At 42.2% G+C, this 12,155-nt stretch carries 13 protein-coding genes; 6 read left to right on the plus strand and 7 right to left on the minus strand.

Translation table 11 applies throughout. The features are described from left to right. The first annotated feature begins 35 nt into the window (after positions 1-35). The 4 genes from BM291_RS05350 (at position 36) to BM291_RS05365 (ending at position 2,554) form a co-directional block, all read left to right on the plus strand. Positions 36-488: a YHS domain-containing (seleno)protein gene (locus tag BM291_RS05350; protein WP_092895140.1), complete on the plus strand. Its 453-nt coding sequence runs from the start codon at positions 36-38 to the stop codon at positions 486-488. 84 nt (positions 489-572) lie between these two features. Further along, positions 573-1,562: an ATP-grasp domain-containing protein gene (locus BM291_RS05355; RefSeq protein WP_217647293.1), complete on the plus strand. Its 990-nt coding sequence runs from the start codon at positions 573-575 to the stop codon at positions 1,560-1,562. 82 nt (positions 1,563-1,644) lie between these two features. Then, a complete protein-coding gene (locus tag BM291_RS05360) occupies positions 1,645-2,067 on the plus strand; it encodes a DoxX family protein (protein WP_092895142.1) in 423 nt (140 codons plus the stop codon). Then, positions 2,057-2,554, plus strand: a complete 498-nt coding sequence (locus BM291_RS05365; RefSeq protein ID WP_092895143.1) for a hypothetical protein — start codon at positions 2,057-2,059, stop codon at positions 2,552-2,554. The genes BM291_RS05360 and BM291_RS05365 overlap by 11 nt, the downstream gene beginning before the upstream one ends. 36 nt (positions 2,555-2,590) lie before the next feature. Here the strand turns inward: BM291_RS05365 and BM291_RS05370 are convergent, their stop codons facing one another. The 7 genes from BM291_RS05370 to BM291_RS05400 all read right to left on the minus strand — a co-directional run bounded on the left by BM291_RS05370 (position 2,591) and on the right by BM291_RS05400 (position 9,911). Further along, on the minus strand, positions 2,591-4,861 hold the full coding sequence (locus BM291_RS05370) for a xanthine dehydrogenase family protein molybdopterin-binding subunit (protein ID WP_092895144.1): 2,271 nt from the start codon (positions 4,859-4,861) through the stop codon (positions 2,591-2,593). A gap of 11 nt (positions 4,862-4,872) precedes the next feature. Beyond that, positions 4,873-5,331, minus strand: a complete 459-nt coding sequence (locus BM291_RS05375; RefSeq protein WP_092895145.1) for a (2Fe-2S)-binding protein — start codon at positions 5,329-5,331, stop codon at positions 4,873-4,875. 115 nt (positions 5,332-5,446) lie between these two features. Next, positions 5,447-7,687 (minus strand): xanthine dehydrogenase family protein molybdopterin-binding subunit, encoded by a 2,241-nt coding sequence (locus BM291_RS05380; protein WP_092895146.1) that lies wholly within the window; start codon positions 7,685-7,687, stop codon positions 5,447-5,449. Between the two features lie 163 nt (positions 7,688-7,850). Continuing rightward, positions 7,851-8,225 (minus strand): helix-turn-helix domain-containing protein, encoded by a 375-nt coding sequence (locus tag BM291_RS05385; protein WP_245786774.1) that lies wholly within the window; start codon positions 8,223-8,225, stop codon positions 7,851-7,853. Between the two features lie 91 nt (positions 8,226-8,316). Next, on the minus strand, positions 8,317-8,919 hold the full coding sequence (locus BM291_RS05390) for a flavodoxin family protein (protein ID WP_092895148.1): 603 nt from the start codon (positions 8,917-8,919) through the stop codon (positions 8,317-8,319). A gap of 77 nt (positions 8,920-8,996) precedes the next feature. Then, positions 8,997-9,443, minus strand: coding sequence for a nuclear transport factor 2 family protein (locus tag BM291_RS05395; RefSeq protein ID WP_092895149.1), 447 nt, complete (start codon positions 9,441-9,443; stop codon positions 8,997-8,999). An 18-nt stretch (positions 9,444-9,461) separates the two neighbouring features. Next, complete coding sequence (locus BM291_RS05400) at positions 9,462-9,911, minus strand: nuclear transport factor 2 family protein (protein WP_092895150.1); 450 nt, start codon at positions 9,909-9,911, stop codon at positions 9,462-9,464. Positions 9,912-10,354: 443 nt separating this feature from the next. Between BM291_RS05400 and BM291_RS05405 the strand changes: the two genes are divergently transcribed. Continuing rightward, a complete protein-coding gene (locus tag BM291_RS05405; protein ID WP_092895151.1) occupies positions 10,355-11,353 on the plus strand; it encodes a sensor histidine kinase in 999 nt (332 codons plus the stop codon). Then, positions 11,350-12,057, plus strand: a complete 708-nt coding sequence (locus BM291_RS05410; RefSeq protein WP_092895152.1) for a LytR/AlgR family response regulator transcription factor — start codon at positions 11,350-11,352, stop codon at positions 12,055-12,057. Before BM291_RS05405 ends, BM291_RS05410 begins: the two co-directional genes overlap by 4 nt. Positions 12,058-12,155 lie beyond the last annotated feature (98 nt).

Here is a 12,155-nt window from a genome sequence, read left to right on the forward strand (position 1 = left end):
CTTGAGAGTCAGCTTTATCCTAAACTTAAATAAGCATGAATAAATACTTAAAAAGAGTGAGCCTCAGTATTGTGCTGCTTCTGTTGATTTTCACTTCCTATGCGCAGAAAGCTGAGGTGTTTTCTCAGAAGGACAAAGCGATAAAGGGCTATGATCCAGTGGCGTATTTCACTGATTCCAAACCTGTGATGGGTAAGGATGATATTAAGTTCAGCTATGCAGGGGCGAATTGGTATTTCTCTTCTCAGAAAAGTCTAGAGCTATTCAAGTCCAACCCGACGAAATACATGCCTCAATATGGTGGTTATTGCGCTTTCGGATTGGCTGAAGGCTACAAAGCACCCATTTCCCCAGAAGCTTGGACTATAGTGGATGATAAATTGTACCTGAATTACAACAAGAAAGTGCAGGCAGACTGGAATACTGATCAGGCTGAGATGATCAAAAAAGCAGATAAAAACTGGCCGACCGTCAAGAAAGAAAAATAAAGTATGGAGGTAGAAGTCAAACAAAGTCTTGAGTCTTTTGAAGCCTCTAGTTCAGATTGGGAAAGGATGCCTGACCCCACGAGGATGCATAATTCCTTTGAGTTTGCACACGCTTGGTGGTTTCACGTCCCAATGTTTGTGTTGGGGGTTTCTTGGGCTATTCGACTTCGGAAAGCCAATTTCTTTGCAGCTGTAAATCCTTCCTTGGGTAATGGAGGATTGTATAACTATTCCAAATTTGAAGCCCAAAATCACTTTCCAAAAATCAATCTTCCTAACACGTGTTTGATTCATTCCGAGGAGAATTTTGATGTAATTCTGAGTAAGATAAATGCCGAAAATCTGAACTATCCTTTCATTATAAAGCCTGATGTTGGAGAGCGAGGAAAGGGAGTGAAGCTTATTCAAAATCAAGGCGAGCTTGAGATTTATTTGACTGAGCAACCCATTGAGGCATGTTTGATTCAGGAGTTTATCGAGAAGGCTCAGGAATACGGCGTGTTTTTCCTTAAAAACCCTATGACTGGAAAGTTTTCAATTCCTTCTCTAACTAGAAAAATCTCCCTTCAGGTGATTGGTGATGGTATTTCCAGCATTTCCGAATTGATACAAAACCATCCCCGAGCAAGCCGCTATCAGAATCTAATTCAAGCAGGAGATTCAAACCATATCCCCTTACACAACGAAGTGGTAAAGCTGAGTCCGATGGGAAATCACTGCAAAGGAGCAGTTTTTCTGGATTACAGCGCTTATATCAGTTCTGAAATGATTGCCTCTTTTGAGCAGATTTTTGAAGCTGTAGAAGGGATCAACTATGGCAGATTGGATGTGAAAGTAGATGAGCTGAGCGACCTCTGTGATCCAGAAAATATCATTATTCTTGAAGTGAATGGTGCAAATGCTGAACCTATTCATATGTACTCTCCAGAGAAAAACTACCAAGATGGATTGAAAACGATCAACTCCTATTTCCAAAATATGGGTATGATGGCGAAGCATAACTTGGTCGGCAGAAGACGTCAATTTCGGGAGACAGATACGTGGAGAAGCCTAATGCAGTATTTGAAAAAGTGAATCCTCATTGTCTAAAAGTATTCTTGCGGACAATTTGAGATTAGTAGAACCGCGATATTTACATATCAAACCAACTGCTATTATGAAACCCACTACATCTCAATCGAATAAGAAATTGACAATCCTGATATGGGTTTTGCGGTTGATAGCATCTGGGATTTTGGTGCAGACGCTATATTTCAAATTTGGAGCGCATCCAGATTCCGTCGCTTTATTTACCGAACTAGGAGTGGAGCCCTATGGAAGAATTGGACTTGGCATTGCTGAGTTGATTACTGCGATCTTGATTTTGGTTCCGAGAACAACTGCTTTTGGCGCGATACTGGGATTGTTCTTAATGATAGGAGCAATTTCTACACATTTATTTATTATTGGAATTGAGTTTAGAGGAGATGGGGGAGCACTTTTCTCGCTTGCGGTCACCTGTTTCTTGGCTTGCTTGATTCTTTGTGTTATTTTAAAAAATCATATTCTAACCTTTTTAAAAAGTACCTATGCTAGTTAGTTTGAATTCGGAAGTTTTAGGAGAATTATCAGATTTTTTGAGTCAATTGAAATCAGAAGATTTTGCCGATTGCTCTCCTGTTTTGAGGACTTCCAGTATAGGTCAGCACGTTCGCCATATACTGGAATTGTATGACTGTATGTTGTCTCAATATGAGTCAGGAATAGTTTGCTATGATGATAGAAAGCGTGACAAGAGACTGGAAACAGATGTGGCATTTGCTTTAGCTAAAGTAAAAGAGATCCAATCCAATCTCAAATTAGAAGACAAGGAGATTATTCTAAAAATGGCAGTTGAAACTGATTTTGAAACGATCCAGAGCAGTTATAATCGCGAACTATGCTACAATCTAGAGCACTGCATTCATCATCAGGCGCTGATCAAAATTGCCTGTAATCAACTCGATTACATTTCACTTCCATCTAGCTTTGGCGTAGCCAAATCAACAATTGACTATGTCAAAAGCTTAGAATCAAGCGCTAATTAACATAGTCAAGTCGATAAATTGGGTTTTAAACGAAAGCTACATTCTAAGATTTTTCATATCAATAAGCTGCGGCTGGAAAGGCTGATCATATAGTCTCTTGCCAGTTGCTTTGTACAGCGAATTGCCCAATGCTGCAAAAACAGGAGGGAAGAGTGGTTCGCCTAGCCCCGTTGGTGATTCGTTATTTTGGACAAAGTGTACTTCAATTTTCTTTGGAGCTTCCTTATGACGGATCATGCGGTAGGTATCAAAGTTGGATTTGGTAGGCACTCCATTTTCAAAGGCCATTTCCCCATAGAATGCATTTCCGATCCCATCCACTATAGCTCCTTCACCCATATTGGCCGCAGCGTCTGGATTGACGACAATCCCGCAATCCACAGCAGCAAATACATTTTCTACAACAGGTTGGTTGTCTTTAATGGTGATTTCGACTACTTCAGCTACATAGGAATTGTGACAGAAATAAGCAGAAACACCCCGATGAATATCTGCTTTCGCACTATCCCAATTTGATTTCTCTCTAACCAATTCCAACACTCCTGCATAGCGTTTAGGATCGTAATCATTGTCCTTACCTACAGGATTTGTTTCAGCACGTTTGAGCAATTCCAGGCGGAAATCAATTGGATCTTTTCCCATTTCCTCAGCCAGTTCATCCAGAAAACTTTGTTCTGCTCCAGCGATAAAGTTGGATCTAGGTGCTCTAAATGCTCCGATAGTAATGTTGGATTCAATCTGCCAGCTTTCTGCCAAATAATTGTCGATAGCTCCGGCAGGAAATCTGTTGGCATGAAGTGGAGATTCAGGAATTCCTCCAGCTTTCACATGCAATGCCAACAGGTTGTTATCGTCATCCAAAGCTGCGCGGTAAGTGGCAGAATAGGTAGGTCTGTAAACACCGGCACTCATATCATCCTCTCGGGTATAGACCATTTTCACTGGTGCCTGCATTTTTTGAGAAATCAAAGCTGCTTCCGTCATATGATGACTGTAGGCTCTTCTTCCAAATCCACCACCCATTCTGGCAAGATTTATCTGAATATTTTCTTTAGGTAGGCCCAGGCTACTTGATAAAGTATTCATAATTGACTCGGGCGCCTGTGTAGGGCCATATATCACCGCTCTGTCTATATTCACATCGGCAAAGCAATTCATTGGTTCCATCGTGTTGTGTGCCAAAAAAGGTGCTGTGTAAGTTCTCTCTAGCACCCTAGAAGCAGATTTAAAAGCGCTTTCCGGATCCCCATCTTTTCGCTGCACATTTCCTGGTTTTGTGATATACTCAGCCATTTTTTCTTTATGCGAGGCAGAGTTTTCCAAGCCTCCGGGAACTTTGATATCCATGTTTTGTCCGCCTCTGCCTGCCATAGGAAACGTTGAGTCTGGGGCTTTTTCCCATTCTACTTTAAGATTTTTCTTGGCCTGTAGCACTTCCCAAGTGGAATAGCCGACTATGGCAATGATCTCCGGGAATGTCGTGGTGTCAAAGAAATTACGGCCATAATCATCTTTGAAAATCTTTACTTCAAATGCATCCTGAATTCCAGGCATAGAAGTCACCGAACTTTTGTCAAAAGATTTGATTTTCATTCCAAAAGCCGGCGGATGAACGATAGCAGCATACTTCATGCCTTCCACCTTGTGGTCCATTGCAAACATAGGCTTGCCAGTGACGATCTTAGTTCCATCCACATTCTTTTTGGAATTGCCTATGATTTTGAAGTCAGAAATATCCTTCAATTTGACTGTTTCAGGATCTGGAGCTTCCAAGGTTCCTGCCAAAGAAGCCAGCTCACCATACCCAGCTTTTTTGCCGGATCCTTTATGTTCTACTATTCCAGCATTGGTGGTGATTTCTCCTACTGGCACATTCCAGGTTTGTGAAGCAGCATTAACTAGTAATTGTCTGGCTGTAGCTCCGGCGGTTCGAAGTGGCTTCCAACCCGAACGAATTCCTTGACTTCCGCCTGTGAACTGTCGGTCAAATCGCTCAGGATAAAAATCTGCCTGCTCGACAAATACGTTTTTCCAATCCACGTCCAATTCTTCGGCCAGTATCATAGGAAGGGAAGTCTTTACATTCGATCCAAATTCTGGGTTTGGATTGAAAAGCGTAACTGCCCCATTTTCACCGATTTTGATGTAACTGTTGATTTCAAACCATTCCTTAGGCATGGTAAGAACCTGCTCGGGAGTGGGCCTACATCCTGCCAGCCAACTAAAGCTCAGCATCATTCCGCCTCCTGCGAGCGTGGAGACTTTTAGAAATGACCTTCTATTAAACTTTTTATCTATTAATGTCATGATCTCGGGATTTAAGCTGATTTAGCGGCAGTTTTTATAGCTGCTTTGATTCTAGTATAGGTTCCACAGCGGCATATATTACCGTTCATCGCATTATCAATGTCCTCATCACTAGGACTGGGATTACTTTTTAAAAGTGCAGTGGCTGACATAATCTGACCTGCTTGGCAATAGCCGCATTGAGGAACATCATGCTCCAGCCAGGCTTTCTGTACAGGATGATCACCTTTTTCGGAGATACCTTCTATGGTAGTTATTTCAGCATTTTCTGCTGCCGAAACTGGCAATTGGCAAGATCTCACTGCATTACCATCCAGGTGAATGGTACAGGCTCCGCATTGTGCGATGCCACAGCCAAATTTGGTACCGACCAGATCCAGATGATCTCTCAAAACCCAAAGCATAGGAGTGCTAGGATCTACGTCTACGTTGAGAGATTTACCATTGATAGTTAAGTTGTACTGTGCCATAAGTGTTGTATTTATCTCTAAATTAATTAATTACAAGGAGTGTTGCTTACGAAATTCAAACGAAACACATATTCTGCCGCTGATAGGTGTAATGTAAAAGGGTTCTAAATTTTTACTAGCTATTTAACTGATTGATAAAAGGTTGATCATAGAACCTTTTTCCGTTTGCTTTATATAAGGCATTTGCCAAAGCTGCAAAGACAGGTGGGTAGGCAGGTTCACCAAGACCAGAAGGATCCTCTCCATTTTCCACAAAGTAGGTTTCTATGGCAGCTGGTGCTTCCTTCATTCTAATCATCCTATAGGAGTCAAAATTGGATTTGCTCGCCACACCGTCCGCAAATGTCAGTTCCCCAAACATGGCGGTTCCGATTCCGTCAATAACCGCACCTTCACAGAGGTTTTTGGCTGCATCAGGATTCACGACCAATCCGCAATCTATCGCATTAATCACCTTGTCGATTTTAACCTGGCCATCCACGATTTTCAAATCCAGAACTTGGGCCGCATAGCTGTTGTGACAGAAGTAAGCAGAAAATCCCCTAGAAATTCCTTCCGTATCTTGACCCCAATTAGATTTTTCTTTGGCAAGTTTAATTACTTCCGCAAACCGGCCTGGGTCGTAATCATTCCTTTCTCCCACTGGATTTGCTTTGGCTTTCGCCAGTAATTCCAGACGGAAATCAATAGGATCTTTTCCAGCTGCCTCTGCTACTTCATCCAAAAAGGATTGCTCCACGCAAGCCATAAAATTAGATCTCGGTGCACGGAATGACCCCGTAGTAATATTGGAAGGCACTTCCCAGCCTTCTGCCAGATAATTAGCTACTGCTCCTGCAGGAAAACGATCTGCATAAAGAGGGTTCTCAGGAAGTCCACCCGCGTTGACATGAAAAGCAGTCAATTCATTGTTTTCATCCAAAGCTGCTTTATAGGTCGCCTGATATCTCGAGCGGTAAATACCTCCGGTCATCTCGTCTTCCCGGGTATAAATCAGCTTGATTGGTGCATTCATTTTTTGGGAAATTACAGCTGCTTCTATCAACCAATGCGCATAAGATCTTCGCCCATAACCACCTCCCAGTCGGGTCATTTTGATATCGATGTTTTCTAAAGAAATTCCCAATCGGGAAGAAAGTGCCTGCTCGGTCAACTCCGGTTTCTGCAAGGGTCCGGCACATTCCACTTTTTCCCCTTGTACATGGGCAAAAAAGTTCATTGGCTCCATACAGTTGTGGGCTAAAAATGGCCCTGTATAACTTCTTTCTATAATTTTTGTTGCTTTTGCAAAAGCAGCTTCCGGGTTACCATCTTTTCGTTGCGTTTGAGGATTTTTTGCGGCTTCTATCATAGCCTGCTCCTGTGAGGCTGAACTTTCCAATCCTTTGGGAACTACTCTGATTCCCTCTCTGCCAAACATATCCCGCTTTTCCTCATAGCCTTCCTGAATTTCCCATTCTGCCTGAATTGCTTTTTTTGCCTGTAACACCTGCCAGGTACTTTCACCAACTATAGCTACTAAATCAGTGAATTGAGCAGTGTCGAAAAATGTCCTTTTGTAATCATCTTGCAAGGATTTGATCTGAAAAACCTCCCTGATGCCAGGCATGTTTTTGGCTTTTGAGCCATCAAGAGATTTCAGTTTTTTACCGATTGCCGGTGGATGGACGAGCATGGCGATAAGCATTCCCTCGCGTTTAGTATCTATTCCAAAAAGTGGTTTGCCAGTCACTATATTTTTGGCTTCTACGTTCTTTTTGGAAGTTCCGATAATGCCGAAATCCTTACTATCTTTCAGTTGCACCTCTTCCGGAACCGGCATCGTGGCAGCCAAGGAGGCAAACTCTCCAAAATGTGCTGATTTTCCAGATTGCTTATGAGTAATTGTTCCCGCTTTTATCGTGATCTCCGATGCGGGTACATTCCAACTTTGGGCTGCAGCTGCGACCAGCATAGCACGGGCAGTAGCTCCGGCAGTTCTAAGATTAGTATATCCTGAGCGTATCGCCTGACTTCCACCAATGAATTGTCTGGTGAAATACTTGGTATCCAAATCCGCCTGCTCCACGATGACATTTTCCCAAGCCACATCCAGTTCCTCGGCAACAATCATAGGCATGGAAGTCTTCACATTTTGCCCGCCTTCTGGATTCGGTGACATAATGGTGACCAATCCATTTTCCCCGATTTTGATGAATCCATTGAACTGAAACCACTCCTTTGGCATCGTTAGAGTTTCTGCCTGCTTGGGATTGCATGCTGCCAACCAATTGAGACTAAGCAACATGCCGCCTCCGGAAAGTGCAGAGACTTTTAGAAATGATCGACGGTTGATTTTGGTGCTTGCAGTTTTCATGAATTGAGGTCAACGAGTTTGATAACAACCACTTAGGCCTTTAAAATTTACTTTAATTGAGGTTTACAACAAAGGTTTTTTGAATAGAATAGGTCGTTTAGACCTTATTCTAAAGCCAGAAAAGCCAGACCCACATGGACCTGGACTTTCTCTTGTAACCCAATCAATCTATATTTTCAATCGTCGATCTTCGAAATTGTGAGGGATTCATGTCCATTTCCTTTTTAAAGAAGTTGTTGAAATGTGTCACTTCTGTAAAACCCAAGGCATAGGCTATTTCTGATACATTCCAGTCGCTTTGCTTTAGAAGACGCTTGGATTCTGCCAAAATTCTTTCCCTGATAATCACCGATGTTGCCTTATGGAAAATCGATTTGACACTCCTGTTAAGATGATTAACATGGATATTGAGCTTTTGGGCAAAGTCCGAAGCTGATCTTAGTTTAATTGTATTTCGCAGGTCTGTTACAGGAAATTGACTTTCTAACAGTTCCATAAAATCTGCACTGATCCTGCTTGCGGCAGTATTTCCTGACATATCAGTTTTTATTCTTATTGGTGATTTACTTGCTGTCCGAATCATCCTGTTTTTAGTTCTGGTTAATTTTTTCTGGCATCAATTTGAGGTTTTAAAAACCCAAGCTGCTCAGCCAGTCATTGACTTCCTTTTTTACTTCAACTTCTTTGGTACCCTCCATGACGAACAGGATACCATCCCGCTCTATGCCTCCTTTTGTGGAATAGCCTTTCAGAATTTTACTATCCGGGCAAAGCTCTTTTACTTTATCAAAGCTGCTACCTATCCCATAACCAGCGTTGGTATTGAAAGGGATGACAAACTTTCCACTCAGATCATTTTCACTTAGGAAGGTTTTCATAGGTGGTGGCAGTTGCATTCCCCAGGTAGGAAAACCTACAAAGACCACTTCATACTGGGTAAGATCAATTTTTGTCATTAAGGGAGGCAGAGTCCCAGTTTCATTTTCCTGAGCTACCTGTGCGACTATTGCTGCATAATCTTCCGGATAGGGAGTTTCTAATTCCAGACTAACCAACTTTCCACCGACCTTTCCGTGAATTATTTCCGCCACAGCTTTGGTGTTTTTGGTGCGTGTGAGGTAAACAATAAGGATTTTTTCCGATGCTACCTCACTCAGCTGCACTTCAGGCTGGGTTTGACTGCTGCAGCTCAGCGAACTCATGAGGAAGATGAACAGGAAGAAATACTTCATGGTTAGTTTGAATTGTTGTGGCTAGTGCGACACTAACTGGGCTGTCGTGCCAAAGAGAGTGTCGCACTCACTTTAACTTACCGATCCCCATGCCCCATTAGTTTGGTAAAGGAAAGCGAGCCAAGTTTCCATCCCTCAGCCCTTTTGATGTACACTTCTGTGACTTCAAATGGATTGGTGACTTCATTGCCACCGACTTCGGCGATCAGTGTGATTCTATTAAGTAGAATAGCGGTATTGTCTATGATTTCTACAGAAACCTCGTGGACATCGGTTTTTTTATACCAGATACCACCGCTCCGAATGATGTCAACTTCCCGGTCTTTGCCCCAGGCACCGCCCATGTGCACGAAAACCGATTTGTCATCAAATAGATCCGCAAGTTTATCAGCATCCTTATCTGCCATCCATTGCCACTTGGTCTTGGAGAGCTCAATGATTTCCTGTTTGGTAGCCTCCTCCTGCGCGTAGGTGAACTGGATTGCAAAAAGAAGAATTAATACTCCTAGGATTGTCTTTTTCATGGTTGCTTGGTTTTGGGATTAATGTTCTATCTCATGCGTATCACGCACACTACTGAAGGTCAGCGCGAGCATTTTCCATTCTTCGCCCTGCTTTTGATATACCTCTGTCACGGTAAATTCATTTTCCACATCATTTCCTCTCACGTGAGCAGTCAAGGTGATTCTATTCCAAACCAACGCAGTGTTTCCAGAGATCTCAATCGCCGTATCGTGTACATCCGCCTTCTTGTACCAAATGCTTCCGGATTCGATGATTTCCAGTTCCCGGTCTTTTTTCCAGCTTCCACTCATGTGAACAAACTTTGCTTTATCATCGAATAGCTTTTCCAGTTTGGCTACATCCTTATCGGCCATCCATTGCCATTTGTCCATGGAAAGCTTTTCGATTTCCTGCTCTGTGGAAGATTGGGCAAAAGTGAAGGAAACGCTGAATAATAGGAGGGTAAAAATGAAGAAGTGTTTTTTCATGGTTATTTTGCTTTTGAAGTGCTAGTTTTCAATGGCTTGTAAATTGGATTAACCCAATTCATCACTACTAATAGACGAAAAAAAATCCTAGGGTTTGGGGGAAATCAATAGACAGCAAGGTTCTCTCACCCAGTCAACAGATTTGATCTACGAATGAAAAATCAGTTAGCATGTCTATCCCTAAAGATGCCAGTAGCAGAATACTCTTGGCTTTACAGGACAGATGACCGAAGCCCGGTGACCGATGTGCTTAATTGTGGAGTTTAACTTATTCTTAGTCGCTTATAAATCTTTGCTCGATAGAAAATGGAAGTACAAATTTCCATATAGGTAGTATAGGAACCTTTTACCACTTGTTGCAGAAATACTGTCTTCTGTAGAGCGCAACAGTCAGTTGGATGATCGCTGAGATTTGGTGTTATTTAAAATTCTAAATTTCGAAAATGAAGAATACTGTCATATCGCGTCCGGCATTCTATGCGCTGCATGTACTTTTCTGGTTTTGCTATGGAGCTATATTATTTGCCTCGCTGAGCAGCTGGATTGATTCTCCGTTGGAAATCTGGAAAATCGTCATTTCGGATGTGTTGACTTCCTCCGCCATCACGTATCTGAATTACTATTTGCTCCTGCCCAGGTTGTATGCTAAAGGCAAGCATCTTTCCTACGTTATCGCTTCACTTGCTTTGGTGATTGTCATTGTGCTTCTGAGAGTCAATATGCTCGGCATGTCACATCAATCTATAGCTTATACTTATTTTATCAGATCGGTTCCGGCCATTGGTTTCTATTTGGTCACGACGGTGGTCTGGTTCTTTGCCAATCTGATCAAAGCTCAGCGAAATGAAATTGAACTTCGTAACAGTCAATTGGCCTCCGAACTGAAGTTTCTGAAGCTACAGCTCAGCCCACATTTCCTCTTTAATACCTTGAATAACATTTATTCGATGGCATATTTCAAAGAGAATAATACAGCTCCGGCGATCATGAAACTCTCCGAGATGATGCGGCATATGCTCTATGAAGATCAGGGAAAGTTTGTATCACTTTCCAGGGAAATCACCTTTATGGAGAATTTTATTGAGCTGTGGAGGTTGAAATTGGATGAGAAGCCCAAGATATTTTTTACTTATGAAGGTGTGAAAGATCGGCACAGGATTGCCCATCTGATATTTCTGGTTTTTCTGGAAAATGCCTTTAAACATGGAAATACAATTGATGGTACGATTGATATCAAACTGACTATTGATGCAGATGATAGGTTACATTTCTATAGTAGAAATGATGTGATCGATGCGCGAAAGACAGCAGAGGAAGAAAGTGGAGTGGGGCTTTCTAATGTGAAAAAGAGATTGAATCTGATCTATCCTGGAAAGCATGAGTTGACCTTGGATCAGCATGCGACGTACTTTGAAGTGAAGTTAACCATTGAATTAGGATGAGCTACCATGTTTTAATTGTAGATGACGAGCCGCCAGCAAGGAAGTTGCTCTCCGATTATGTATCCAAAATGGCGAATTTGGTACTCGCTGGGGTGTGCAAAAACGGGGAGGAAGCCTTGGGGTTTTTGAAAGAAAATCAGGTTGATATCCTATTGCTCGATATTCGCATGCCGCTGATGACTGGTATGGATTTGCTGAATGAATTGGAGGAAAAGCCACTCACTATTTTTGTGACTGCCTATGAGGAATATGCAGTCAAAGGCTATGAACTGGATGTGATTGATTACTTGATGAAGCCGGTTTCCTTTGAGCGGTTTACAAAGGCAATCGAAAAGGCTACAGAATACCTTTCGGCGCAGGTGACTACAGAAGAAACCTCAGAGAAACCTGATTACTTTTTTATCAAGACCGATACCCGCATCGTGAAGTTTCTTTTTTCAGAAATCCAGGCGATTGAAGCCCAAAGAGAATATGTGAAATTTATAACACCAAGCCGAAAAGTAATGTCTTTGGTTTCCCTGACCGGAATTGCCAATGCCTTGCCGGGAGAATTCGTCCGTATCCACCGATCTTTTATCATCAATATGCGGCATATCGATGAAGTGCAGGCTAATGAGGTTTTGATAGGAAAGGAGCTTTATCCTATCAGCCGGAATTATCGGGAGGATTTTTTCAGGAAATTGGATGGGATGAAGTTGTTGTAAGTCTTATCTTTTGGAGAAATGCATGCTGGCTTCTGTAATCCGGCTAAATGAGCAAAGAAAATACACTAACCGGCCGCATTAAGGAATTTCTTTTGTTA

The organism is Algoriphagus aquimarinus (assembly GCF_900112005.1).
Taxonomy (GTDB): domain Bacteria; phylum Bacteroidota; class Bacteroidia; order Cytophagales; family Cyclobacteriaceae; genus Algoriphagus; species Algoriphagus aquimarinus.

Coding starts and splice junctions, on each gene's coding strand:
- BM291_RS05400 (WP_092895150.1), bottom strand. CDS start 9,911: ATGAAAAAACACTTCTTCATTTTTACCCTCCTATTATTCAGCGTTTCC.
- BM291_RS05385 (WP_245786774.1), bottom strand. CDS start 8,225: ATGTCAGGAAATACTGCCGCAAGCAGGATCAGTGCAGATTTTATGGAA.
- BM291_RS05405 (WP_092895151.1), top strand. CDS start 10,355: ATGAAGAATACTGTCATATCGCGTCCGGCATTCTATGCGCTGCATGTA.
- BM291_RS05370 (WP_092895144.1), bottom strand. CDS start 4,861: ATGACATTAATAGATAAAAAGTTTAATAGAAGGTCATTTCTAAAAGTC.
- BM291_RS05350 (WP_092895140.1), top strand. CDS start 36: ATGAATAAATACTTAAAAAGAGTGAGCCTCAGTATTGTGCTGCTTCTG.
- BM291_RS05395 (WP_092895149.1), bottom strand. CDS start 9,443: ATGAAAAAGACAATCCTAGGAGTATTAATTCTTCTTTTTGCAATCCAG.
- BM291_RS05390 (WP_092895148.1), bottom strand. CDS start 8,919: ATGAAGTATTTCTTCCTGTTCATCTTCCTCATGAGTTCGCTGAGCTGC.
- BM291_RS05410 (WP_092895152.1), top strand. CDS start 11,350: ATGAGCTACCATGTTTTAATTGTAGATGACGAGCCGCCAGCAAGGAAG.
- BM291_RS05380 (WP_092895146.1), bottom strand. CDS start 7,687: ATGAAAACTGCAAGCACCAAAATCAACCGTCGATCATTTCTAAAAGTC.
- BM291_RS05365 (WP_092895143.1), top strand. CDS start 2,057: ATGCTAGTTAGTTTGAATTCGGAAGTTTTAGGAGAATTATCAGATTTT.
- BM291_RS05375 (WP_092895145.1), bottom strand. CDS start 5,331: ATGGCACAGTACAACTTAACTATCAATGGTAAATCTCTCAACGTAGAC.
- BM291_RS05355 (WP_217647293.1), top strand. CDS start 573: ATGCATAATTCCTTTGAGTTTGCACACGCTTGGTGGTTTCACGTCCCA.
- BM291_RS05360 (WP_092895142.1), top strand. CDS start 1,645: ATGAAACCCACTACATCTCAATCGAATAAGAAATTGACAATCCTGATA.